The organism is Nocardia beijingensis NBRC 16342 (genome assembly GCF_001612785.1).
Lineage (GTDB): Bacteria > Actinomycetota > Actinomycetes > Mycobacteriales > Mycobacteriaceae > Nocardia > Nocardia beijingensis.
On record NZ_BDBC01000007.1, the window covers coordinates 118,587 to 141,871 of the forward strand.

At 69.0% G+C, this 23,285-nt stretch carries 20 protein-coding genes; 9 read left to right on the forward strand and 11 right to left on the reverse strand.

From position 1 onward, the window contains the following. Positions 1 to 59 precede the first annotated feature (59 nt). The 4 genes from NB3_RS03520 to NB3_RS03530 form a co-directional block, all read right to left on the reverse strand. Positions 60 to 4,436, reverse strand: a complete 4,377-nt coding sequence (locus tag NB3_RS03520) for an alpha-(1->3)-arabinofuranosyltransferase domain-containing protein (protein ID WP_174553162.1) — start codon at positions 4,434 to 4,436, stop codon at positions 60 to 62. Beyond that, on the reverse strand, positions 4,417 to 4,587 hold the full coding sequence (locus NB3_RS33915) for a DUF2613 domain-containing protein (RefSeq protein ID WP_083880942.1): 171 nt from the start codon (positions 4,585 to 4,587) through the stop codon (positions 4,417 to 4,419). Before NB3_RS33915 ends, NB3_RS03520 begins: the two co-directional genes overlap by 20 nt. Before the next feature lie 138 nt (positions 4,588 to 4,725). After that, the gene (locus NB3_RS03525) at positions 4,726 to 5,820 is read right to left on the reverse strand and encodes an isochorismate synthase (RefSeq protein ID WP_067796357.1); all 1,095 of its coding nucleotides are present in this window, start codon (positions 5,818 to 5,820) and stop codon (positions 4,726 to 4,728) included. 67 nt (positions 5,821 to 5,887) lie between these two features. Continuing rightward, positions 5,888 to 6,361, reverse strand: a complete 474-nt coding sequence (locus NB3_RS03530) for a universal stress protein (RefSeq protein WP_084485711.1) — start codon at positions 6,359 to 6,361, stop codon at positions 5,888 to 5,890. A 276-nt stretch (positions 6,362 to 6,637) separates the two neighbouring features. On the opposite strand from NB3_RS03530, the gene NB3_RS03535 reads away from it, so the two are divergent. The 3 genes from NB3_RS03535 (at position 6,638) to NB3_RS03545 (ending at position 9,848) form a co-directional block, all read left to right on the forward strand. Next, entirely contained in the window at positions 6,638 to 7,801 is a 1,164-nt protein-coding gene (locus NB3_RS03535; RefSeq protein WP_067796359.1) for a glycoside hydrolase family 3 N-terminal domain-containing protein, read from the forward strand. Between the two features lie 99 nt (positions 7,802 to 7,900). Continuing rightward, on the forward strand, positions 7,901 to 8,500 hold the full coding sequence (locus NB3_RS03540) for a TetR/AcrR family transcriptional regulator (RefSeq protein WP_067796592.1): 600 nt from the start codon (positions 7,901 to 7,903) through the stop codon (positions 8,498 to 8,500). Between the two features lie 52 nt (positions 8,501 to 8,552). Next, positions 8,553 to 9,848, forward strand: a complete 1,296-nt coding sequence (locus NB3_RS03545) for a DUF5685 family protein (RefSeq protein WP_084485713.1) — start codon at positions 8,553 to 8,555, stop codon at positions 9,846 to 9,848. Between the two features lie 93 nt (positions 9,849 to 9,941). On the opposite strand, the gene NB3_RS03550 is transcribed toward NB3_RS03545, so the two are convergent. Continuing rightward, positions 9,942 to 10,829 carry a MaoC family dehydratase gene (locus tag NB3_RS03550; protein WP_067796598.1) on the reverse strand — a complete coding sequence of 296 codons (888 nt, stop codon included), beginning with the start codon at positions 10,827 to 10,829 and terminating at the stop codon, positions 9,942 to 9,944. After that, entirely contained in the window at positions 10,829 to 12,187 is a 1,359-nt protein-coding gene (locus tag NB3_RS03555) for a 3-oxoacyl-ACP reductase (RefSeq protein ID WP_067796362.1), read from the reverse strand. Before NB3_RS03555 ends, NB3_RS03550 begins: the two co-directional genes overlap by 1 nt. 209 nt (positions 12,188 to 12,396) lie before the next feature. Between NB3_RS03555 and NB3_RS03560 the strand changes: the two genes are divergently transcribed. Further along, a complete protein-coding gene (locus NB3_RS03560) occupies positions 12,397 to 13,719 on the forward strand; it encodes an acetyl-CoA C-acetyltransferase (protein WP_067796366.1) in 1,323 nt (440 codons plus the stop codon). 48 nt (positions 13,720 to 13,767) lie between these two features. On the opposite strand, the gene gnd is transcribed toward NB3_RS03560, so the two are convergent. Next, the gene (gene gnd / locus NB3_RS03565) at positions 13,768 to 14,796 is read right to left on the reverse strand and encodes a phosphogluconate dehydrogenase (NAD(+)-dependent, decarboxylating) (RefSeq protein WP_067796601.1); all 1,029 of its coding nucleotides are present in this window, start codon (positions 14,794 to 14,796) and stop codon (positions 13,768 to 13,770) included. 555 nt (positions 14,797 to 15,351) lie between these two features. On the opposite strand from gnd, the gene NB3_RS03570 reads away from it, so the two are divergent. After that, positions 15,352 to 17,007, forward strand: coding sequence for a VanW family protein (locus NB3_RS03570; RefSeq protein ID WP_244891752.1), 1,656 nt, complete (start codon positions 15,352 to 15,354; stop codon positions 17,005 to 17,007). A gap of 68 nt (positions 17,008 to 17,075) precedes the next feature. Here NB3_RS03570 and NB3_RS03575 read toward each other — a convergent pair whose 3' ends face one another. Together NB3_RS03575 and NB3_RS03580 are read right to left on the reverse strand one after the other, a co-directional pair. After that, complete coding sequence (locus NB3_RS03575; RefSeq protein ID WP_067796372.1) at positions 17,076 to 17,282, reverse strand: DUF397 domain-containing protein; 207 nt, start codon at positions 17,280 to 17,282, stop codon at positions 17,076 to 17,078. Then, a complete protein-coding gene (locus NB3_RS03580) occupies positions 17,279 to 18,172 on the reverse strand; it encodes a helix-turn-helix domain-containing protein (protein ID WP_067796375.1) in 894 nt (297 codons plus the stop codon). The genes NB3_RS03575 and NB3_RS03580 overlap by 4 nt, the downstream gene beginning before the upstream one ends. A 337-nt stretch (positions 18,173 to 18,509) precedes the next feature. On the opposite strand from NB3_RS03580, the gene NB3_RS03585 reads away from it, so the two are divergent. From NB3_RS03585 to NB3_RS34780, 4 genes are all read left to right on the forward strand, one after another. After that, the gene (locus NB3_RS03585) at positions 18,510 to 18,941 is read left to right on the forward strand and encodes a DNA-directed RNA polymerase subunit beta (protein ID WP_244891753.1); all 432 of its coding nucleotides are present in this window, start codon (positions 18,510 to 18,512) and stop codon (positions 18,939 to 18,941) included. Positions 18,942 to 19,198: 257 nt separating this feature from the next. After that, a complete protein-coding gene (locus tag NB3_RS03590) occupies positions 19,199 to 19,408 on the forward strand; it encodes a hypothetical protein (RefSeq protein ID WP_067796379.1) in 210 nt (69 codons plus the stop codon). A gap of 88 nt (positions 19,409 to 19,496) precedes the next feature. Then, positions 19,497 to 20,042: a hypothetical protein gene (locus NB3_RS34775; RefSeq protein ID WP_157111485.1), complete on the forward strand. Its 546-nt coding sequence runs from the start codon at positions 19,497 to 19,499 to the stop codon at positions 20,040 to 20,042. Positions 20,043 to 20,101: 59 nt separating this feature from the next. Further along, positions 20,102 to 21,190: a hypothetical protein gene (locus NB3_RS34780; RefSeq protein ID WP_157111487.1), complete on the forward strand. Its 1,089-nt coding sequence runs from the start codon at positions 20,102 to 20,104 to the stop codon at positions 21,188 to 21,190. 48 nt (positions 21,191 to 21,238) lie between these two features. Here NB3_RS34780 and NB3_RS03605 read toward each other — a convergent pair whose 3' ends face one another. Together NB3_RS03605 and NB3_RS03610 are read right to left on the reverse strand one after the other, a co-directional pair. Then, positions 21,239 to 22,324 carry a glycoside hydrolase family 183 protein gene (locus tag NB3_RS03605; protein WP_067796387.1) on the reverse strand — a complete coding sequence of 362 codons (1,086 nt, stop codon included), beginning with the start codon at positions 22,322 to 22,324 and terminating at the stop codon, positions 21,239 to 21,241. Positions 22,325 to 22,410: 86 nt separating this feature from the next. Then, positions 22,411 to 23,145 carry a helix-turn-helix domain-containing protein gene (locus NB3_RS03610; RefSeq protein ID WP_244891754.1) on the reverse strand — a complete coding sequence of 245 codons (735 nt, stop codon included), beginning with the start codon at positions 23,143 to 23,145 and terminating at the stop codon, positions 22,411 to 22,413. Positions 23,146 to 23,285: the final 140 nt, after the last annotated feature.

The window sequence follows — 23,285 nt, forward strand, 5'->3', positions numbered from 1 at the left end:
GCACGGCGAATGGGGTCTTGTGCAGCGGCGCTTCGCCCGCGCCCGCGCGCGGGGGCCGGTCAGTGCTCGCCGGTCGGCGGATCGGCCTCGTCCGGCTCGAGCGCGCCGGGTCGGCCGGCGTCCTCCGGCCGGGGCAGCGCCGCGATGCCGACCGCGATGATCGCGAGCAGCGCGGGCAATTGCACCAGCACGGAGCCACCCATATATCCGCCGGACGAGCGCCAAGGACCGGTGGACAGCGCGGCGGCGGACAGCATGGTGCCCGCGCCCGCCACGACGACGAGTACGCGGGAGGTGATGTACCGCGTGAAATAGGTTGCGGCCAAAGCGATCACCGTGAGGGCAGCGCCCACCGGACCGGCGATCACGGTGGCCGCGCCGGTGAGCCCCACCGCGCCCATCCAGCGAAGGCCCCTGGTGCCAGGCGTTTCGGCACTCGAATCCGCTTGTTCCGCAGGGATATCAGAGTCTTCGGACCGAGCGCGACGGGGAACGGCCAGGATCGCGAGCGGCAGGAGCAGCAGCAATCCGCCGAAGATGGCGAGGCGATACCACCGGTCGACCGGGAAGGCGATCGTCACCGGCCCGGTGGCATCGGCGGGAAGCAGCCAGCCCTGCTGCCAGCCGTCGACCACCACGGGCGCGAGCGCGCGACCGTCCGCGCTGGTCGCGCGCCATCCGACATTGGTGCTCAGCGGCAGCACGAGCAGGCGGTCACCCGCGTTCGGCTCCGGTGCGGCGGAGGTCTGCGCGTCGGTCCGGTGCAAGCGCAGCCGATCCACGAAGAACAGGTCGGTCGGGCCGACCGCCACGTCGGCCCGGCCCTGCGGCAACGCGAGTTCGTTCGACGTTCCGGTCTCGTCCGCGCACACCCGGGCCGCAACCGGCGCGCCGGAGCGCAGTTCGCCGACGGTGGCGGTGACCGTGGTGTGCAGTGTGCGCCCGCCCGCATCGATCGTCGGCCCCAATGCGCACGGGACGGTGACCGCACGGTCCAGCGCGGCGGCCGCCGGGTAGTCCGGCCCGATGACCGTCACCTCCGCCAGTCCGGGCGGCTGGGTCTGCACGAAGCCGAGCGCGGTCTTGTCCAGCACCGGCCGCCAGGTCCGCATGCTCAGCTCGATGCGGTCGGTCACGGTGGGGTGCAGGGAGATTCGCGCCGGTGCGCCGGGACCGTCGTCGTCCAGCTCGCGCACCTGCGGACCGTCACCGAGATTCACCGTCACCGAGGTGGGCGCCGCGGGCAGACCGCCGAGCGACGGGGTCAGCTCCAGGCCGGTCACCAGCGTGGGTTCGGGCAGTTCGAGGGTGAGCGTCGGCCTGCCCGCGGTCGGTTCGCGGACCGAGTCCTCCGGTGCGGTCCAGCTGGTGCGCGGATCGCCGTCGGTCGCGGCGAACGCGGCCCCGCGCAAGTCGCCGACGTCGGCCTTGCCCCTGGCCACCGGACGGTCCTGGTCGGTGAGCAGCGCCTCCAGCGCCGGGCCCTGCCTGGTGCGGACGGTCAGTTCCGGAGCCACCGATATCGGTTCCCCGACCGTCAGCGTGCGCTGGAACGTGCCGGGTTCCTCCGGGGCCAAGGCGAGGCCCTTGCTGCACCGCACCCGGTCGGGCGCGTCGAAACAGGCGCTGCGGCCGGGGAATTCCTGACCGAGATCCCATCCCCGCATCGGTGCGCCCGCGGCCGCGGGGGGCACCACGGTGCGATGCCGGATGTCCACCCGGACGGGCGCGTCGCGGGTCGAGTAGTCGTCCAGCGTGAGTTCGCTGATGCCGAATTGCCCGCCGGAGGAACCGTTCTCGGTGCGGATGGCGGTGATCGTCAGCCACTCGGTGCGGCCGGCGGGGAGCGAAACCGACACCGGCGCGCCGGGCTCGGATACCCGCACCGAGACGGTGCCGTTCGCGGTGCGCACCTCGATCCATTTGATCGGGTCGCCGATGGCGGCCGGACTGGTGGTCAGGTTCAGTTGCCCTGCCTTGATCGGGCGATCGAGATCGAGCCGGAGCCATTGGCCCAGGGCGTGTTCGGTGCCGTTGCTGATCCACGCGGTGGACGGATCGCCGTCGACGACGGCCGCGGTGGAACTCCCCGGCGCAGCACCGCCGAGCTGGGTGGCGTCCGCGGCCGAGCTCGACGCGGTGACGGTCGCGCCCGACCACTCGCCGCGCACCAGTTCGGCGCCGGGCACCGGATAGTCGGGGACCAGGTTGAAGGTGCGGCGCGCGTCGTCGGGGGCGCGCAACGCGGAGTTGTGGTTGTCCACCCGGCCGAAATCGGTTTCGCGATCCATCGGCGTATCCGTGACGGTCACCGGGCCCATCGGCAGCCCAGCTCTGGAGGCGTCCGCGGCGAGCAGGGCGGGTGACCGGGCGAGACCGGGATCGCGGCGCATCCGCTCGAGCACTTCGGGTCCACCCTGAACGACCGGGACGTCCGCGAGCGGAACGGTGTACGCCCCGGGGAACGCGTCGGGCGCGCCGGCGCCGCCGCGTACATCGGCGGGCGTGCCGCGTCCGGGCGTGTCCACCCGGTAGATCTCGACCGCCGGATACGGCGGGCGCAGGTCACCGTCGGCCACCAAGCCGTCGGCGAGCACCAGCGATTCGATGGGGTTGCCGAACTCGGCGACCCTGCGCAGGCCGGGTGACCCGTCCAGCGCCTGATGGGCCAGCATCGGCCGGGTCGAGCGGGAGGTCTCCGGGTCGAGGTCGTTGCGCAGGACGACGACGCCGATGCCCTGGGCGCTCAGCGTCGCGGCCAGTCCCTGCGACGGCCTGCCGTCGGCGATGAGCCGCTGCACCGAATCCATCGCGCGGATGGTGCCCGGCGGGTTCAGCGGCACCGCGTCGCGGATCGCCCACGGCGTAGTGGCCAGCGCTTGCAGCGGTTCGTCGCGCGTGAGTCCCCAGACCTGGCTGCCGAACGGGGCGCCGGGCACCACCAGGGCGCGAGTATCGGCGGCGTTGTGCTCGAGCCAGTCCGCGGTCTGCTGCCAGTACTCGGGCACGCGGTCGTAGGCGCCGCGCGGCGCGAGTTTGCCGGTCCAGGCCAGCGAAGTGGACAGGGCCAGCGCGGTGAGGATCAGCGCCGCTACCGCGACCGAGCGGTCGCGCTCCGGGTGGGCGAACGCGCTGCGCCACACCTTCCGCGGCACCGAGGCGGGCAGCGGAACCCGGGCGAGCAGCTGCGCCAGCCCCAGCACGAGCGGGATGCGGATCAGCGGCTCCAGCTTGTGCACGTTGCGCAGCGGGGCGCCGCCGGAGTCCAGGAAGACGCGCACCGACTCGGCGAACGGTCCGCTCAGCTCACCGACGAATCCGGCGCAGATACCGACCAGCCCGACGCACAGGATCAGCGCCAGCCTGCCCCGGTACGGCATGGACCGCAGGGCCAGGCCCGCCATGCCCGCCGCCGCGACCAGCCCGGTGGCCAGCACCGCGGCGGGCTGGGTGACCAGCACCGCGCCCGCGATGCGTTCCGGCGAGACGAACGGCGTCCAACTGTCGGTGCCGCGCAGCACCTCACCCAGCGATGCCCACTGCGTGGTCACGCCCGAGGACTCGATGTAGTCCAGGAACGGCGGACTCACCTTGCCCAGCAGCAGCAAAGGCACCGCCCACCAGAACGTGGCCAGCACCAGCAGCGGAATCCAGGCGGCGGTGAAGCGCCACCAGCGCCGGTTCGCGGCACGTCGCCCGCCGGCGGACGCGATTCGTCCGCGGCTCAGCGCGGGCGAGGCAGCCGCCCACCACAGCAGGGCGGGCAGGAAGGCGGCCACCGTGGCGACCGCGTTGACCGAGCCCATCAGCGCCAGCGCCAGCGCGCTGCCCGCGGGCGAGGCGGCCCCGCCGCGCCGCCGGTTGCGCGCGACACCGAGTGCGGCGGGCGCGAGCAGCACCCACGGCGCCAGCATCATGGGCAGCGTCTCGGAGGAGATGGACCCGACGGTGGTCAGGACCCGCGGCGACAGCGCGAAGGCGAGCGCGGCGACGACACGCGACCCGCGCGTGCCGATGCCGAGCGCCTCACACAGGCGGACGATCCCCCAGAACCCGGCGAGCAGCAGCAGCGCCCACCAGATCCGCTGCGTCACCCAGGCGGGCACGCCAAGCAGATGGCCGAGGGAGAAGAACGCGCCGTGCGGGAAGAAGTAGCCGTAGGCCTGGTTCTGCACCTGGCCCATCGGCGCCTGGCTGCTCCACAGATGGCTCGCGCGTTCGAGGAAGCCGAGCGGATTCTGCGCCAGGTCGTATTTCGTGTCGGCGACCGTGAGGCCGGGCGCCTGCAGGAAGGTCAGCAGGAACGCCACTACGACGGTCGCGGCGAACCAGCCTCTGCCCAGCGGCGCGGTGCTGTGCTGCCCCGGCGCCCCGGACGATCCGAGCGAGTCGGCGGGTGAAGCGGAGGTCAGCGGGTCAGCGGCTGCCGTACTCAACGTTGTTCAGCAGCGAGGAGTCCTTGTCGCCGCTGCGGTCGATCTCCGGCCGCGAGTTCTGCTGGACCGCCATGGTGATGAGGAAGACGCTGAGCACGCCCAGCACGGCGCCCGCGACGGCACTCGCAACACCCGGGACAGCAAACTTCATCGCGGTACTCCAATACGTCGATGCAGGCACGTTCCCGGCCAACCTAGCAGGACGTCCGGTATTTGTATGCGTTCAGGCCGCCGAATCTCCGTCGGCCGGGTCCGCGAGCGCTCGACGGACCGCCGGGAAGCGGCCGCGTCAGTGCGCGGGCAGAGCGCAGTGCAGCGCGCCGAGCAGGGTGCGCAGCTTCGCGGTGGTCTCGTCGAGTTCCGCCTGCGGGTCGGAGGCCGCGACGATGCCGCCGCCCGCGTACGCCCGCAGGGAGCGGCCGTCGGCCGAGAGTTCCGCGCAGCGGATCGCGACCACCCAGGCGCCGTCGCCGTCGGCGTCGCACCAGCCGACGGCGCCGCCGTAGAAACCGCGATCGTCCTCGACGCGCGTGATGGTGTCCAGGGCCAGATCGGTGGGGGTGCCGCACACGGCGGGTGTGGGGTGCAGCGACAGCGCCAGGTCGAGCGCGGTGATCGAGGCGTCGCGCAGGCGTCCCGTGATCGGCGTCGCCAGATGCCACACCTCGTGGGTGCTGATCAGTTCGGGGCCTTCCGGAATCGACAGCTCGGCGCAGACGGGGCCGAGTCGCTCCCGGATCCAGTCGATCACGAACGCGTGCTCGTCGCGGTTCTTCGTGCTGGCCAGCAGTTGTGCCGCTTGTGCCGCGTCGGCTTCCGGGTCGGTCAGCCGTGGCGCGGTGCCCGCCAGCGGGCGCAGCGTCACCGTGTCACCCTGCCGGGCGATCAGCACTTCTGGCGTCGCGCCGACCAGCGTCGCGCCGGGACGTCCGGCCGGGGTGAGATCGACCGCGAAGACGTTCGCGTGCGGATGCCGCGTCAGCAGGTGCCCCGCGACGACTTCCGGATCGAGCGCGGCCTCCGCCTCGGCCAGCACCGAACGCGCCGCGACCACCTTGCGCAGCGGTTGGGCCGGATCGTTGAGCTGCTCCACCAGTTTGGTCACCCGTGCCACGTGCTCGGCCGGGCTGGGAATCTCGGTCACCGCCCGCACCGGCGGCAGTTCCGGCACCGCCGCGGGCCGCCATGGTCCAGCGGTGTGCACCGCGTGCTCCGGCACGCTCAGCGCGGCGGGTTCTCGTGGATCGAAGGGCAGCGCCCCCACCACCAGCGGCGCACTGCCGTCCAGCAGCGCCGCGCGCGCTCGTCGCGCGTCGTCGAAGCGGACTCGGCTCCCATGACCCCGAACAACGCCGTCGGCCCGAGCGAGCAGGAACCCATCCATGCACCCAACATAATCCCGTGGCCGCGTCCCACCGTGGTGGAGCGATCGAGATCTCACGCGAGCGCGGTCACGGGTTCTTGCCGGGTGGGACGAGCAGGACGGGGCGGTGGCAATGCTTGAGAACCGCGTCGGCCACGCTGCTGTGCAGGAGCGCGCGGAGGCCGGTGGCGCCGCGGGTGCCCGCCACGATGATGTCGACGTCCAGCTCGTCGGCGCAGTCGACGATGGCGTTCCAGATGGTGGTGCCGCATTCGGCCGTGCGCGCCTCGGCGTTCAGTCCGGCCAGTCGTGCCAGCCGCACGCCCTCTGCGTTGATCGCGCGCGCGTCGACGTAGGCGATGTCCTCGATCTCGTCGTCCGGCACCCACTCCGGTTGCATGACACCCGACAGCCCCGACAGGCGAGCGGCTTGGCGCACCATCGGCTCCCACGCGGTGAGCACGACGGCCCGGTCGGCGCTGAGGAATCGTCCGGCGTATTCGACGGCGCGCTTGGCGTTCTCGGAGCCGTCGTAGGCGATGAGCATCAGATCGCAGGGCACGATGACCTCCTGAGAAGGACGCACGGCGACACCTCGAGATTACCCCGCGCACGGCCGGGGGAACCGGCTCTTTCCTTACCGTGACCTGCCGGAACGTCATCGCGGCCGAGGCCGGCGTTGCAGGCGGATGACCGCGATGCCCGACGCGCCGAGGGGCCGCCGTGTCGAGGAATGACGTCCGGGGAGCAACGATCCGGCACCGGTGCGCGAGTTACCCGCCGGGTAGGGATGTAGCGAGTGCGGTCGCGCACGCCGCGGCGAGTACGGTTGACCTCTATGCGGAAGACGCCTCTGCTCGTCCTCACCGTTCTCGCCGCCGTCGCCACCGCCTGCTCGAACGGCGGCTCCACCGAGTCGGCCTCGTCGAGTACGACCACCACGACGGACGCGACCACCGCCGCGATCCCCGTCACCAGCTCGGCGCCGCCGGACTGCAACGCGGGATACCTCGCGCAGTTCACCACCCGCCAGAAGCTCGCCCAGTTGCTGACCGTGGGCGTCACCGGCGCGGCCGACGCCACCAACGTGGTGCGCAACGAGCAGATCGGCGGCATCTTCGTCGGCGGCTGGACCGACCAGGCGCTGCTCGCCTCCGGTCAGATCGCGCAGGTGAAGCAGGCGGCCAAGGTGCCGCTGATGGTGACCATCGATGAGGAGGGCGGCCGGGTCTCCCGGGTGCGCGACCTGATCGGCGCCGCGCCGTCGGCGCGGGAGACGGCGCAGACCATGAGCACGGAGCAGTTCTACGACGCGACGCTGACCAGGGGCCGCGCGCTGAAGGATCTCGGCGTGACGGTGGACTTCGCTCCCGACGTCGACGTCAGCTCCCAGCCGGACGACTCCGTCATCGGCGACCGCTCCTTCTCCGACGACCCGGAGGTGGTCACCCGCTACGCGGACGCCTACATCCGCGCCATGCGCGAGGTCGGCGTCGGCACGGTCATGAAGCACTTCCCCGGTCACGGTTCCGGGTCGGGCGACTCGCACACCGGCGCGGTGCGCACCCCGCCGCTGGACCAGATGCAGAACGTCGACCTGGTGCCGTTCCGCAACCTGATCGGCTCGGGCGCGGCGGTGATGGTGGGTCACCTCGACGTGCCCGGATTGACCACTCCCAACGTCCCGGCCAGCATCAGCCCGGAAGCGATGCGTTTGCTGCGCGAGGGCACCGGCTACGGGGCCGCGCCGTTCCAGGGACCGATCTTCACCGACGATCTGGGTGGCATGGCGGCGATCACGAGCCGGATGTCGATCGCGGACGCCGTCGAAGCCGCGTTGGTCGCCGGGGCGGACAGTGCCCTGTGGATCACCACCGATGCGGTGTCACAGGTGCTCGACCGGCTGGAGCAGGCGGTATCGAGCGGGCGACTGCCGATGGCCCAGGTGGATGCCTCGGTGTTGCGGTTGGCCGCGTACAAGGGCGCGCTGCCGCGCTGCTGACGCGCGCCGCACCGTCGGGCCGGGCGACTGGTGAGCAAATCGGACCGCCGGAACTTACCTTGGAGTAATATATGAGATTCACCTGTGGTAGGAGTGTGGATGGCGGGCGGTACGAAGCGGCTTCCGCGGGCGGTGCGCGAGCAGCAGATGCTCGACGCCGCCGTGGAGGTCTTCTCGCGTAGAGGCTTCCACGACACGTCGATGGACGCGATCGCCGCCGAGGCGAAGATCTCGAAGCCGATGCTGTATCTGTACTACGGCTCCAAGGACGAACTCTTCCGCGCCTGCATCCAGCGGGAGGGGATGCGGTTCATCGAATCCGTCGCGCCCGCGGGCAACCCGCTGCTCACCCCGCACGAACAGGTGCGCACCGCGCTGGAAGGCTTTCTCGGCTTCGTCGACCGCAACCGGCGTTCCTGGCAGGTGCTCTACCGGCAGGCCATCGGCCAGCAGGCGTTCGCCTCGGAGATCGAGAACGCGCGCGAACGCGTCATCGAACTGACCGCCAAACTGCTCGAGTCCAGCGCCAAGCACGCCGAGCCCGGGACCAATTTCGACGTCGTCGCGGTGGCCGTGATCGGCGCGGGCGAGGCCATCGCCGACCGCCTGGCCAGCGGCCGGATCGAGGTCGCCGAGGCCGTCGACCTGCTCGACGATCTGGCCTGGCGCGGTCTGGCGGGCCGGAAGAAAGCCGAGTAGCCCGCCTCCTGCCCGGACCGGTTGCTTCCACGCCGCCCTCCTGCCAAAGTGCGTGAGTTCGCACAGCGCGGACCGGCTCGCCGGAAGAGCCGGGGAGAACGGGGCGGAAGTGTTCGGGTTGCTCAGGCCGTGTGCGCACGGCGCTCAGAAGTACGGAATCGATGCGGCCGAATGGCAGGCGCATCTGTGCGGTTTGTGTCTCGGCTTGCGCGACGGGCACGGTCAGCTCGCCCGCGCCACCACCAACAAGGACGCGCTGGTGCTGAGCATGCTCACCGAGGCGCAGTCCGGATCGGCGGCGCGCGTCACCGCGGCGCCGTGCCCGCTGCGCGGGATGCGCCGCGCGTCGGTGGTCACCGCCGACGCGCCCGGCGTTCAGCTCGCCACCACCGCCTCGTTGCTGTTGGCGGCGGCCAAGATTCGCGATCACGTCGACGACGGTGAGGTGGCCGCACTCGCGCGGAGGCCGCTGGCGAAAGCCGCGACGCGGTGGCACCGGGAGGCCCGCACGGGCGCCGCGCGGATCGGGCTCGACGTCGAACCGCTCGTCGCGGCGCTCGACGCGCAGGTGCGGTTGGAGCAGCAGGCGCAAGAGCTGGTCGGCGTGGGCGGGCCCGCGTTCGTGCCGGAATCGCTTGCGGATTCCACGCATTGGCGTTCGGCGATGTCGTCGGCCGACCCGATCGACCGGCTGACCGCACCCACCCAGCTGTGCGCGTCGGCGTTCTTCGCGCACACCGCCGTACTCGCCGACCGTCCGGACAATGTCGACGCGCTGCGCGAAGCGGGGTGGCACTTCGGCCGGATCGCGCATCTGGCCGACGCCGTGACCGACTACGACGACGACGCGGGCAACGACCGCTTCAACCCGCTCGCGGCCACCGGCACCAGCATGCCGGAGGCATACGACCTGATGCGGCAATCCAACTCGCGTCTGCGCGCGGCGGTCGCGGCGGCCGAGCTCAGCCGGGTGCCCACCGTCCGCTGGATGCTGCTCGACCCGCTGAGCGCGGTGCTGCGGCGTATCGGCGGCGGACTCGGCGCGTTCGCCGCCCACACCTGCTCGGTGTCGCCCGGCGCCGAAGGGGCGTCGCGGACCGATGTCCGTGCCCACGCACACGGAACACGTCACCGTCCGCCGACTCGCCGCCCGGGTATCGGTGAGTCGCTGGCGCTCATCCTGGGCGCCTACTGCACCGGTTACGCCTGCTGCGCCGACCACACGCAACCGTGCACGGGCGAGCGCAAGGACGCGTGGATCAAGAACTGCGACTGCGGCGATTGCGGTGACTGCGGCGGATGCGATTGCGGTGATTGCAACTGCTGCGACTGCGGTTGCGACTGCTGAGCGATTCCCCCGAGCGTCGCACGGCTCGGCCTACTCCGAAAAGCACGAAGCCGCATCCCGATTCGGGGAATCGGGATGCGGCTCGCGAATGGTTCAGCGCAGGGTGGCCGTCAGATGCGGGTACCCCTTCTTCGGGTGACGCAGCGCCAGATCCCACCCGCCTTCGACCTGATCGGCGTACAGGTTGACGGTGGAGGGCAGCAGAATCGGCTTGCCGAACTTGACCGAGTACGTGGTCTGCTCCGGAATGCGACCCTCGACCGCGCCGAGAACGGTCGCCGCCGACCACATGCCGTGCGCGATCGACCGGGGGAAGCCGAACGCCTTGGCGCCCAACGCCGACGTGTGGATCGGATTGTGGTCACCGGACGCGGCCGCGTACCGGGTGATCGTCTTCTGATCCACCCGCAGGGTGCGCAGCGGGGGCGGCGGAACCTCCTCCGGCTTCGGCTCCGGCTTGGGCTCGCCCGACAGCGAGGTGCGCTGCTGGTGCAGGAACGTGGTGACCTGGTGCCACACCTGCTCCCGGCCCACCTTCACGTCGCTGATCGCGTCCACGAGCAGGCCCTTCGGGTGCTCGCGCAGGTTCTCGATGTGCGTGCGGATGTCCAGCGGCTCGCTCACCGAGATCTCGCGGGTGCGCTCGATGACGTTCTGCGCGTGCACCGCGCCCACCGCGACGAACGGGAAGTCCCGCGCCACCACCAGCTGCATGGCCAGCGGGAAGGTGAGGATGAACGGATAGGTCAGCGGGAGCGCGTCACCGAACCGCAGGCCGGTCGCGCGGCAGTAGGCGGCCAGATGATCCGGGTCGACCCGCAGCCCGTCGAGCCGCACGGCCCGGTCCGGCAGCGTCGGCTTGCGCGCCGACAGCAGCGGCACCGCGCCGAGCGCGGCCTTGACGAACAGGCGGCTGTTCTTCGGCGGTTCGGTGAGGGCGATCACCTGGGTCTTCTCCTTGCCTGCCGGAGCCTGGGTCATCATGCTCCGATCAGGCTCTGCCCGCAGACCCGCACCACGTTGCCGGTGACCGCGTTCGACGCCGGGCTCGCGAAGTAGGCGATGGTCTCGGCGACGTCGACGGTCTGGCCGCCCTGCAGCAGCGAGCTCATCAGCCTGCCCGCTTCCCGGGTGGCCAGCGGGATGGCGGCGGTCATCGCGGTCTCGATGAAACCGGGCGCGACGGCGTTGATGGTGATGTTCTTCTCCGCCAGCTTCGGCGCCTCGGCGTTCACCATGCCGATGACGCCCGCTTTGGACGCGCCGTAGTTGGTCTGCCCGCGGTTGCCCGCGATGCCCGCGATCGAGGACACGTCGATCACGCGACCGCCTTCCTTCAGCGCGCCCCTGGCCACCAGGCCCTCGGTGATCCGGTGCGGCGCGGCGAGATTCACGTTGATGACCGCGTTCCAGCGGCCCTCGTCCATGTTCGCCAGCAGCTTGTCGCGGGTGATGCCCGCGTTGTGCACGACGATGTCGATGCCGCCGAAACGCTCGGTGGCGAACTCGGCCAGCTTCTCCGCCGCGTCGGGCGCGGTCACGTCGAGCGCGAGCGCGGTGCCGCCCACCTTGTTCGCGGTCTGCGACAGCGCCTCGCCCGCCGCCGGGATGTCGGCCACGATCACCTGGGCGCCGTCGCGGGCGAACACCTCGGCGATGGTCGCGCCGATGCCGCGCGCCGCGCCGGTCACCACCGCGACCTTGCCCTCGAGCGGGCGGTCCCAGTCGGCGGGCGCGGTCGAGTCGTCCTTGCCGACCCGGATGACCTGGCCGTCGACGAACGCCGACTTGGCTGAGAGCAGGAAGCGCAGGGTCGACTCCAGGCCGGTCGCCGCGGCGGACGCCTCGGGGTGCAGGTAGACCAGCTGGGCGGTCGAGCCGCGCAGCAGTTCCTTGCCCACCGAACGGGTGAAGCCCTCCAGCGCGCGCTGCGCGATCTGCTCGTCCACGCTCGAAGTCAGCTCCGGGGTGGTGCCGATGACCACGACGCGCCCGGACGGGGTGAGGCTGCGCATGGCGGGCTGGAAGAACTCGAACAGTTGCGAGAGGTCCTCGATGGTGCCGATGCCGGTGGCGTCGAACACCAGGGCGCCGTACTTGGTGTCCTGGCTCGGGGCGTCGGCGAAGGTGTAGTCCGACAGCAGGGCGCGCACCGGCTCGGCGACCCGGCCCTTGCCGCCGAGCAGCACCGGCCCGGACAGCGGCGGCTCGCCCTTGACGTAGCGGCGCAGCGTCTCCGGCTTCGGCAGGCCGAGCTTGCCGGCCAGGAACGCGCCAGGCGCGGAGTGTACGAACGATCCATAGAGGTTGGGAGCACCCTTGCTCTTGCTGGCTGCCACTATTCCTACCTTTTCTGAGTTCTGTCTCTCGGGTCTGGGTATCGCCCCTGCGTGGTCTGCTGGCGCACTTTTGCGGGGGTACGTGTCGACATTAAACTTACTCCAGAGTAAGTTTAATGTAAACAACCGCGACGGGGCGCCGAGCAGCGCGGAATGTCCGCGCTCCACCGGGCCGCCGGGACACCCATCCACGAACCTTGGAGACTCGAGTGACTAGCAAAGCCCGTTCGGCCAAGAGTGCCGCCAAGACCGGCAGGACCACCCGTCCGGTCGCGATCGTCGGTGGCAACCGGATTCCGTTCGCTCGCTCCGACAAGGCGTACGCGCACGCCTCCAACCAGGACATGTTCACCGCCGCGCTGGACGGGCTCGTCAGCCGCTTCGGCTTGCAGGGCGAGCGGCTCGGCATGGTCGCAGGCGGCGCCGTGCTCAAGCGGGTCGGCGAGCACGGCCTGATCCGGGAGAGCGTGCTCGGCAGCAAGCTCAGCCCCTACACCCCGGCGCACGACCTGCAGCTGGCCTGCGGCACCGGCCTCCAGGCGATCGTCACCGTCGGTGACGCGATCGCCGCGGGCCGGATCGAAGCGGGCATCGGCGGCGGCACCGACACCACCTCGGACGCCCCGATCGGCGTGAGCGAGGGCATGCGCGAGTGGATGCTCGACGCCAACCGCGCCAAGACCGGCAAGGACCGCCTCAAGCTGGTCGGCCAGCTGCGCCCGAGCATGCTCGGCATCGAGATCCCGCGCAACGCCGAGCCGCGCACCGGGCTGTCCATGGGCGAGCACGCCGCCATCACCGCCAAGGAGTTCGGCATCCCGCGCGAAGCGCAGGACGAGCTGGCCTACCTGTCGCACAAGAACATGGCGGCCGCCTACGACCGCGGTTTCTTCGACGACCTCATCACGCCGTTCCTCGGCCTGACCCGCGACGACAACCTGCGGCCGAACTCCTCGATCGAGAAGCTGGCGACGCTGAAGCCGGTCTTCGGGGTCAAAGCGGGCGACGCGACCATGACCGCGGGCAACTCCACCCCGCTGACCGACGGCGCCTCCGCGGTGCTGCTGTCCAGCGAGGAGTGGGCCACCGAGCGCAAGCTGCCGGTGCTGGCGCACCTGGTGGACAGCGAGGTCGCGGCGGTCGACTACATCCACGGCCCCGACGGCCTGCTGATGGCCCCCACCTACGCGGTGCCGCGCCTGCTCGCGCGCAACGGCCTGACCTTGCAGGACTTCGACTACTACGAGATCCACGAGGCGTTCGCCTCGGTCGTGCTGGCCACCCTGGCCGCGTGGGAGTCCGACGCCTACTGCAAGGAGCGCCTCGGCCTGGACGGCGCGCTCGGTTCGATCGATCGGGCCAAGCTGAACGTCAACGGCTCGTCGCTGGCCGCCGGTCACCCGTTCGCCGCCACCGGCGGCCGCATCGTGGCCTCCACCGCGAAGCTGCTGGCCGAAAAGGGCTCCGGCCGCGCGCTGATCTCCATCTGCGCTGCGGGCGGCCAGGGCGTCGTCGCGATCCTCGAGCGCTGACATGGTCGAAGGTGGTCCGATCGGTAACCCGGTCGGACCACCTTCGCGTCATTTGCCGGGCAGCTCGATGTGCCCGCCGAAGGCTTTGCGCATCGCCGAGAGCACTTTGTCGGCGTACAGCGATTCGCCCCGCGAGGAGAATCGCTCGAACAGGGCGGAAGCCAGCACGGGCACGGGCACGCCGGTGTCGATGGCGGCATCGATGGTCCAGCGGCCCTCGCCGGAGTCGGACACCCGGCCGCTGTAGGAATCCAGGTTCGGGTCCGCGTGCAGCGCGGCCGCGGTGAGGTCGAGCAGCCAGGACGCGACCACCGATCCCCGCCGCCACACCTCGGTGATCTCGGGAATGTCCAGGTCGTACTGGTAGTACTCGGGGTGCTCCAGCGGCGTCTCCTCCGCCGAGAACTCGCCCGTGTGCTCGGCCCCGTAGTTGGCCCTTCGCAGAATGTTCAGCCCTTCGGCGTAGGCGGCCATCGCCCCGTACTCGATGCCGTTGTGCACCATCTTCACGAAATGGCCCGCGCCCACCGGGCCGCAGTGCAGATAACCCAGCTCGGCCGTGGACGGCTCGCCGGTGCGTCCCGGTGTCCGCTCCGCCGCCCCGAGACCGGGCGCGATGGATTTCAGCAGCGGGTCCAGGTGCTTCACCGGTTCGGCCTCGCCGCCGATCATCAGGCAGAAGCCGCGGGTCCGGCCGAACACCCCGCCCGAGGTGCCGATGTCGACGTAATGGATGCTTTTGGGCCGCAGGCGCTCCGCGCGCGCGAGATCCTCGTGGTAGCGGCTGTTGCCGCCGTCGATGACGATGTCTCCCGGTTCGAGCAGCTCAGCGACCTGCTCGATCACCGCCCCCGTCGCCCCGGCGGGGATCATCACCCAGACCACGCGCGGGGTCTCCAGCATGCCGACGAACTCGGTGAGATCGGTGCTGCCCCGGAAGCCGTCCCCGAGCTCGGCGCGAAGTTCATCGATGTGCGAGGAACGACGTTCGTATCCGACGGCGGTGTGTCCGTCCTCGACGACGCGGCGCACGATGTTCGCACCCATCCGGCCGAGGCCGATCATTCCCAGCTGCATGCCATCCATCTCCCTCGTGTCTGCGAAGTCTTGCCGCGGGGTCGTCTCGATTCTCCCGCGTGGAATCCGTCACTGTTCGGTCCGCGGGTGTAACGCGGCCCGCGACAGCCCGATAAACAGGTCGGCTCCGCGTAGTTGCCTGACCCCCGACCCGGCAACTGCGCGGGGCTCTTTGTGTGGTGTACCCGGTTCTTCGCGTGAGATGTGCGTTATGCCCGAGCTGTGCCGACCCCTGTCGGCGTGCACCACTATCGTTGGCAGGGACGCGCAGTGGTGCGGGTCCACAATTCAATCGAACGGGGAGGACGGTTCGTGACGAGCCAGCCGAGTACCGGAGGTCGCGGCCCACAGGCTGGTGGCGAAGTCGGATGGCGCCAGCTCCTCGGGGCAGACCGCCCCCAGGCAGCGGACCGGTCGGTCGCCTGGAATGGTGACGAACAGCTCACCCAGCCCCTGCAAGCTACCCCGCGGCGGCCCGTGCCGCCCGCACCCCGCCGTCGGCCCGCGCGTCGCCCGATCTCCACTCCGCCACCGAAGCGCCTGGACAGCGCCGTCGTGCGCCGGGTGGGTCTCGCGGTCGGCGCCGTGCTCGCCGTCGCCGGTCTCGGCTACGTAGTCGACCTGGTGCTGTCCTCGGGCGAGGTCGCGCGGGGTACCGTCGTCGCGGGCGTCGACGTCGGCGGCAAGGACAAAGCCGCCGCCGACGCCCAGCTGCGCGCCGAACTGGACCCGAGGGCGAGCCGGGAACTACCGCTGCGCATCGGCGACGTGCAGACCCGCATCGTGCCGAGCGCCGCCGGACTGTCCGTGGACTGGGACGCCACTTGGTCGCGGATCGGCTCGCAGCCGCTCAACCCGTTCACTCGACTCGCCTCGTTCTTCACCACCCGCGAGGTGCCGATCGTCAGCGCGATCGACGAACCCGCCCTGGATCGGCAGCTCACCGAGCTGCGGGTGCACGACCGGCCGTCGGTCGATGGCACCGTCACCTTCCGTAACGCCGAGCCCGTTGCGGTGCCGCCCGTTCCGGGCCGGGTGCTCGACGTCGCCGCCGCGCGCACGGAACTGGCCGAGCGGTGGGTCACCGGCACGACGGTGGATCTTCCCGTGGTCCCCGCGCCGTTGCAGGTGCGCCCGGAGGCCGTGGACAAGGCGCTGCGCGAGATCGCCCAGCCCGCGGTGCGCGCGCCGATCGCGTTCGCGGGCAAGGGCGGCGCGGGCAGGCTCGATCCGGAGCAGATCGCGTCGGTCCTGGCGTTCGGGCCGGACGGGCAAGGCGGTCTCGCGGCGTCGGTGAATCAGGACGCCGCGATCGCTCTGCTCGGCCCGCAACTGGCCACCACGGAGGTCGAGCCGAAGGACGCGACGTTCGCGGTGGCGGGTGGCAAGGCGTCGGTCGTGCCCGCCGTGGTCGGTGACAAGATCAACTGGCCCAAGACCTTCGAGCAGTTCACCGCGCTGCTGACCGCACCGGGCGAGCGGACCGCGCAGGTGGTCTACGAACGGGTGGAGCCGAAGCTGACCACCGAGGCCGCGCAGGGGCTCGGCGTGGTCGAACCCGTCGGCTCGTTCACCACCGGCGGTTTCAGCGGCCCCTCCGGCGTCAATATCCGCACCGTGGCCAGAAAGGTCAACGGTGCGATCGTGAAGCCGGGAGAAACGTTCTCGCTCAACGATTTCACCGGCCCGCGCGGTACCGCGGAGGGATACGTCGAGTCCGGCATCATCGACCACGGCCGTCCGAGCACCGCGGTCGGCGGCGGCATCAGCCAGTTCGCCACCACGCTCTACAACGCGGCATACTTCGCCGGGCTCGAGGACGCGGGCCACACCGAGCACAGCTACTACATCTCCCGCTACCCCGCCGCCCGCGAGGCCACCGTCTTCGACGGCGTGATCGACCTGAAGTTCCGCAACAACACCCAGACCGGCATCTACATCGAGACCGCGGCGACCGACGCCGAGATCACCGTCCGCCTGTGGGGGACGAAGACGGTCGACGTCGAATCCATCACCGGCGAGAAGACCAAACCGACCGAGCCCAACACCGTCACCTTGCCCAAGGGCAAGGACTGCATCGCCACCGAGGGCGCTCCCGGCTTCACGATCTCCGACACCCGCGTCATCACCGACCGGAAGACGGGCCGCGAAGTATCCCGCAAGACCCGCACGGTGAAGTACGACCCTGTTCCGATCGTCAAGTGCGAGTGAGGGATCGGCCCGAGCACGCGGTTCCCGAATCCGCCCCGCCCACTCAGGGCGGGGCTCTGCGTTTCCGTCTACGGACGCTCGAATTCGCGATCGACAACGCCAGCGGTGAATGCATCCCACTCGGCAGGCGTGAAGATCAGCGCCGGGCCGGTCGGATTCTTCGAGTCACGCACGCCCACCATGCCTTTGTCGAGAAACGCAACCTCAACACATTCCTTGCCGGAAGAGCTTCGGCTGGACTTGAACCACTTGGCCCCCGACAGGTCGACGTTCACGCGCCATACTCCTTTGCTACCGCCAGGATGAGATCCTTGGACTTGTCGTGGTCCAACGCTACCCGGTCTATCTCCCGCAACGCGCTGCGATAGCGAGCCACTTCGGCTTCACGCTCCAGGTACAGGTCCCCGGCGTACTCCTCCACGTACACAATGGGCGGCTCGGTCAACTTGGTCTGCGGCAGCTCGGGAAATTCGAGAAGGATGAACGACCCGACCAGTGACCCGAGATGCTTGGGCGCGGTGAAGGGCACTACCCGAACGGAAACATTCGGCAGTTCCGACGCTGCCGAGAGGTGGAGCAACTGATCCGTCATCACTCCCGGACCGCCTACCTGGTCGCGCACCGCTGCTTCGGACAGCAGGACATCGACTGTGAATTCCGGGTCTGCGAGTCGGGTTTGCCTGCGGGCCGCCAGTTCGATCCGGCCTTCGATGGCTTCGGGCGACAGCTCTGGTATTTCCGACCAAGCCAGCGCACGGCGGTACTCGGCGGTCTGGAGCAGACCGGGGATGATGGTGACTTTCCACGCGGTCAACCGATGCGCTGCTTCTTTGAGGGCTAGATAGTGGTCGAACCCGGTCGGAAGCTCGGCGTCCGCGTACGCTCGCCAATAGCCCCCGCCCCGCTCCCGCGCTGCTCGGACTTCCGAGACCAACCCAAGCAGGATGCGCCGTTCGGTATTGCTGGCACCGTAGGCATCACACAAGGCGTTCACTTGAAAGCTGGTCACCCTTGTGGACTGGCCCTCCTCGATACGGCCAATCGACTGCGGAGATGTCTCGGCCAGCCTCGCCGCTTCGGCTTGGGAAATGTGCTTGGCAATCCGCAATCGGCGCAGTTCACGGCCCAGAGCCCGGCGGGCGAGGGTACTACCGGTAACGCTCATGTCGTTAGCCTCACTATCGAGTGACCCGGATTTTGGAAGCCGCCAACGGGCAGCTTCCGTGTGGCGGCGTACGCACTGAAAGTACGGCATCTAGCAATCGGATTCGTGCGATTGAGGATTCCAGTTCCACGGTCTTGGGTGTCTCCTGGATGTGCGCCCGGTTGGAAGCGCGGAACCGCATGTCCCTCAGTGTGGTTCGCTTCCGTCCTCGGGTACCGGTCAGGGGGTTGTCGAGGACCGGGCGCACCTTGATGCCCCTCCGATTCGAGTAGAGGTCTGTATGGGCCACATAGCGTTTGGGGACACGCCGCTGTCTCGATGCCACTACTACCGGAACGTGTGTGACCTACCCGCGACGGTCGACCCGCCCCATGTGGGCCGGATCGTGGCCCGCTGCGGCTCGGTGTGGGCGATCACCATGCCCGCTGTGCTGGGGCAGGCGGTGAAGGTGTGGATGCAGAACCAGGGGTACAAGCTCGGTCCGATCTTGTCGCATCCACGGTCGAAGAGGTGGACGTTCATCATTCGGCCTGACCTGCCGGATGAGATTTCGTTGTTCGCTGAGATGTTTCGGTTGGATGTGTCCATTGCGCGTGAGGGCGGAACGATCGGGCTGCCCAGTCCCGCCGATGTTGGGACGAAGTTCCGTGCGTGGATTGCGCGCCCAGACAGCCACGTTCGCCCTTCTGGTCACGTGATCATTGAAGCTATCCGCGCGGTCCGAGCCGAGAAGACCGCGCGGCGTCGGCGGGTGATGACGTATGCCTGATAGTGCCCCCCTGGTCGCCCTGTGTTGACTCTGCTACAGGGCGGCAAGTCCGGCAGATATGACGCCCGAGTGGGCTTAGCTGAGTTCTATAGACGCTGGGGGCACCACAATCCGGCGTGGCCTGTGTCGAGCCGGAAAGCGGCCGATCAAGCGCTCATGATGCATGAGGATTGCGACCCGTTGGAGTGCTCGACGCGGGTAGCGGCCGTGATCGTTTCGGGTGACGACTACCGGTATTTCCGGGATCGGGGCATGTGATGGCATCCCCGCTGCCGGACGAACCTGACGTGCACTTGATAGTGCGGCTGCGCGGCTACCAGTTGCACTACGCGGCATGCCTCACCGCGGCTTTGATCTTCGTCCAGGACGAAGGTGTACGCCACCACACGGACGGCGTGCATGTGGGCGGTGGCGTCCCTGACCGCTTGCCGAGGTTGCCGGGGGAGCGGCTATATGTCGAGCGATGATGCGACAGCCATCCCCGCCTGCCGCTTGCACTAGTGACCGTGCAGGCGCGAGACTGACCTGTTCGGACCATCACTAAAAGGAGTGGCCGTGGGGAATGACGAGCAGATGATGATGGACCTTGGTGTCGAGATCGAGGTGGACGAAGATCTGGTGCGGCAGCGTCACGAGTGGGCCGAATGGATCGCCCCGCAACGCATGGAATCGCAGATACAGAAATTCCTTACCGAAACGCTTCCGGATGTACACCCGGAGTTGTCGCTGTGCCCGTGGTGGGAGCCGCCGTTACTGTATCGGATCTGCGATCAACTGCCCGAGGTGTTTCCTGATACGGAAACGCTCGTCGCTACCGAAAACCAAGATGCAGCCGATCAATTAATTCGTTTCCTCGGAGAATTGTTCGTTCACTGCGCCGGTGCGGGGTGGATCAATATTCCGGGAAACGGATCGGTACTGTACGACCGGATCGGCCCATCCCTGCACTTCGCGTATACCGATATCGTCGTGAATCCAGTGTATTTGGCGGTAACGGTCGCCGACGACGGCTTGTTTGCCGTCGTGACGGGCGAGCTTGCCGAACATGTTCGGGAATGGACAGCCGCCGGAAAGCCGCCCGCACCGGGCGCTGCGGCTTAACCACCTGCCGCCCAACGTCTTTCATCTGACAACTACACCTCACGGGGGGTGGCGGAGTCATGACCGACGACGCCGACAAGCGCGCCGAACGATTGCGGCAGGACGCCCAGCGTGCCGCGCGATTGCGGCAGGAAGCGGCCGACCGTCAACGCGGCAGAAACAACAACACCAGGGGTGAATATTTCCACCGGGGAATGGCTCAGATCCGTGGCGAGACACGAGAAAGCGGTTGGGTTCGGGAACACAGAGAAGACTTGCCTGGCGGTAAGTATGTGAAGCTCGACCAGGCGCGCGTTCTCGGCGGCGAGAAAGCATTCTCCGAATACAAGAGCGGCCGGGTCGACGGCAAGGCACGCGACCAGCTCGCCGCACACCGGTACCTTCTGGAGAAAGGCATATACCGATCCGGGCAGTGGGTGACCGTCAAGGGCGAAGTGATCGCACCGGAAATCCGTACTTTGATCGAGGAAATGGCACGCGATCTCGAGGGCAAGTTCCAGCATGTCGAAGTATCGAGAGAAATGGCGGTGCAGGCCATCGGCCTGGGGGAGACGCTGACTCCGGGAAAGACGATGGAACTGCCTGGGGTGGGCGATAAGGCGCGGGCGCAACAGCACGCCATCGAGAGAATCGAGAATCGGGCCAGGGACACGGCCAACCGGTTCAGGGAAATAGAACGGTTCCACAACGCAGCCGATCGAGGAAGGGCCGAGGCAGCCCACCGAGCCAGGGAGACCGCCGAACGCGCGCAGGTCGAACGGGTAGCTGCCGAACGGGTGGCGCTGGAATTCCCCGTGCCAGGTCTGTTCCAGGAACGGGAGGCCGTCGACACCGGGGAACAGGTGGCCCGAGAGGCGGCCGACGCTGCCAGCCTGGAGCGGGCAGCAGCCGACGCCCGCACGGCGGAGGAGAAAGCGCGCGAAGACGCCCGAATTGCCCGCGAGGCGGCCGACAAGGAACGCGCGGAAGAACTGGCGCGATTGCAAGCCCGGGGAGTGCCTCCGGAAGTGGTGAAGCTTCTCGGGCTCGGGCAAGCGCAGCCACCGTCAGCGGCGGTGCGGGAGCCGCCTGGTCATGCGCCGGGCGTTGTGCGTGGCGGTACCGGGCAAGGGCAAGAACGCAGCCGGGGGATCACCCGTGACCGGTGACATTGCTTGCGCTACAAGAATTCGAATCCGGAAGGCCGGATGCCCTTTTCACAGCGGTGTTCGCATCAGCAGCACGTTGTACTGGGTGTGCTGGGTGACCAAGAAGTAGAGGTCGCGGCCGGTCTGGTACGGGTAGATCATGGGCGCGTACGCCGTGGGAAGGGCGCGCGCGTCGATCAGCACGCGCGGTTCGCTCCATGGTCCTTCGGGAGCCGGTGCGGTGCGCAGGACGACGCTGTTGGCCGGATCCGTGGTCAGCATGACGTACTGGCCCAGATATTGGTTCCACATCACCGAGAGCTCGGCGACGCCGCCGACGATCGGAGCCGCGGTCTTGGCGTCGGTGGGCTTCCACTCTCTGCCGTCCCAGTATTCGTAGGCATCGATATTCGCGATATCGGATTCCTTGGCGCGGGAGACGAATCCGGGGTTGTTGCGGCCGGCCGGTGTGCCGTAGCGGTAGACGTAGCCGTTCGCTTTGAGGAACGCGTTCTGCTGAAAGTTCTCGTGCCCGTCGACATTCGCCCGGCGAGTGTGGGTCAGCTGTGTCCACGTGGTGCCGCCGTCACCGGAGGCGGCCAGCGTGGAGAAGTTCGTGTTCCACTTCCCGTGATCGCCCCATTCGCGCACCGACATCAAGCTCATGTACTGCACGCCCCCCACCGAGATGCCCGCGGTGGGAATCAGGCTGATCTCGATGCCGGGAATCTTGGGGCTCGGCAACGGATTCGGCACCACGTCGTCGAAGAAGATGCCCTCGGCCGGATCGTGCCTGGAGCTGCGGAACAGCACATTGCTGGTCCAGGCCCAGATGCTGCCCGCGAGCAGGTTGGGGATGCCGATGCCCGCGCTGTCGCCGAAGGCGGTGATCATGCGGCCGTTGCCGTCGTCCCACATGATGCCGAGATCCGTGCCGAGCACGTTCACGTTCTGGGTGCGATTCGGGCTGTCCATGCCCGTCACCTGGAACACCGCTCGGGCCGGGCCGGGCAGGTCGGGCAGGCCGTGAATGCCGTTGAGCGCCGGGATCGGAATGACGTTGTTCGGGTCGGCCCCTGCGGGCGTCGCGGCGGCCAGCGCCAGGACTGCGGCCAGCGCGCCGGCCCCGGCGAGTGCGGACAGCGATCGAGTCATCCGGCAATTCCCTTCCTCTGGGACGCAGTCTGCTCGGTCATTGTGCCCGCTCGCCGCCGGGATGTCGCCCACATCGATGGGTCGATTCAGCGCGTCGGGCCGACGGTCACCAACCGGTAGAGCCACCACGGGCGCTCGGGCAGTTCGGGGCTGTAGACCCGCATGCTCATCGACCGCACCCGTCTGGTGGCGGGGTCGCGCACCTGCAAGCGGCGGCGGGGGATGTCCTCGGGGCGCACCTCGGTGGTCCACATGCGATCCCAATCGGGGGAGCGGCGGCAGCGTGCGGCGATCTCCTCGACGCGTTCGCGCGGCGCGAGCGGGGACAGGATACGGAACGCGTCGACGAGCAGGTGCGCTTCCACCGCCCAGTCCACCATCACCCGCCGGGCCGCCGCGTCGAGGAACATCCACTCCAGCACGTTTCCCCGGCCGACCGCGCCCGGAAACGCGCGTTCGTAGGCGGAATTGGCTTCCACCAGATCCTGGGTGGGCATCCGCTGGAAGCAGGCCGGGTCCGGGAGGCTGTGCAGGTCGGCCCGGTCGTCGGGAGTCGGCACGTCGGGGCCGGGTCCGTAGGCCGCCGAGTAGAAGTCCGGCAGCGTCAGCACGACGATGTGCTTGCGGTACCAGATCGGCACCTCGAGCGCGTCGAACAAGCGTTGCAACAGGGACTGATTCGGCGCGACCGTACCCGTTTCGATCTGGTCGAGCACCGCTTCGGTTAGGTCGGCGCGCGCGGCGAGATGGGCGGGAGTGATCCCCGCGGCGAGGCGTCGTTCGCGCAGATAAGCGCCGATGCCAGTTGCCTTGCGCGTCACCTCGGGCACCTCTGCCGACATTTGTCGCGTCGAACTGTGCGAAGCGGGAGGTTCGGGTTGCCTCCCGGGAGCACGCAATCTACCGGAGAGGATCGGCGTCGAGCGGTGATCGAACGTCACGAATCGACAAATGTAGACGA